Origin of the sequence: Enterococcus sp. E4-150 (assembly GCF_035726465.1) — a bacterium.
GTDB classification, from domain to species: domain Bacteria; phylum Bacillota; class Bacilli; order Lactobacillales; family Enterococcaceae; genus Enterococcus_B; species Enterococcus_B faecium.
Genome location: NZ_JAPRGK010000044.1, coordinates 1 through 858 on the forward strand (window position 1 = coordinate 1; position 858 = coordinate 858).

1 protein-coding gene is annotated in these 858 nt (G+C 31.9%); it reads left to right on the forward strand.

Annotated elements, in window-relative coordinates; translation table 11 throughout:
- Nucleotides 1–28 precede the first annotated feature (28 nt).
- On the forward strand, nucleotides 29–858 hold an 830-nt coding region (bsh, locus tag OZ002_RS13285), incomplete at its 3' end, for a choloylglycine hydrolase (protein ID WP_325083496.1).

The window sequence follows — 858 nt, forward strand, 5'->3', positions numbered from 1 at the left end:
ACAGAACAATATTTAGGAGGAATAAACTATGTGTACGTCTATTACTTATGTAACAAGTGATCATTATTTTGGAAGGAATTTTGATTATGAAATATCTTACAATGAAGTAGTCACTGTTACTCCAAGAAATTATAAGTTGAATTTTCGAAAGGTAAATGATTTGGATACTCATTATGCAATGATTGGTATTGCCGCTGGTATAGCTGACTACCCTCTTTATTACGATGCGACAAATGAAAAAGGATTGAGTATGGCTGGGCTAAATTTTTCTGGGTATGCTGATTATAAAGAAATACAAGAAGGGAAAGACAATGTATCTCCTTTTGAATTTATTCCTTGGATTTTAGGACAATGCTCAACAGTAGGAGAAGCTAAAAAATTGTTAAAAAATATCAATTTAGCAAATATAAATTATAGTGATGAACTTCCTTTATCCCCTTTACATTGGCTATTAGCTGATAAAGAAAAATCAATTGTCATTGAAAGTATGAAAGATGGACTTCATATATATGATAACCCTGTGGGCGTTCTTACCAATAATCCTTCATTTGACTATCAATTATTTAATTTAAACAATTATCGTGTCTTATCGAGTGAAACTCCTAAAAATAATTTTTCAAATCAAATAAGTTTGAATGCCTATAGCCGCGGTATGGGAGGGATAGGCTTGCCTGGAGATTTATCCTCAGTATCTCGTTTTGTTAAAGCGACTTTTACGAAGCTGAATTCTGTATCTGGAGATTCAGAGTCAGAAAGTATTAGTCAATTTTTCCATATCTTAGGTTCAGTAGAACAACAAAAAGGTTTGTGTGATGTTGGTGATGGAAAATATGAATATACAATTTATTCTTCTTGTTG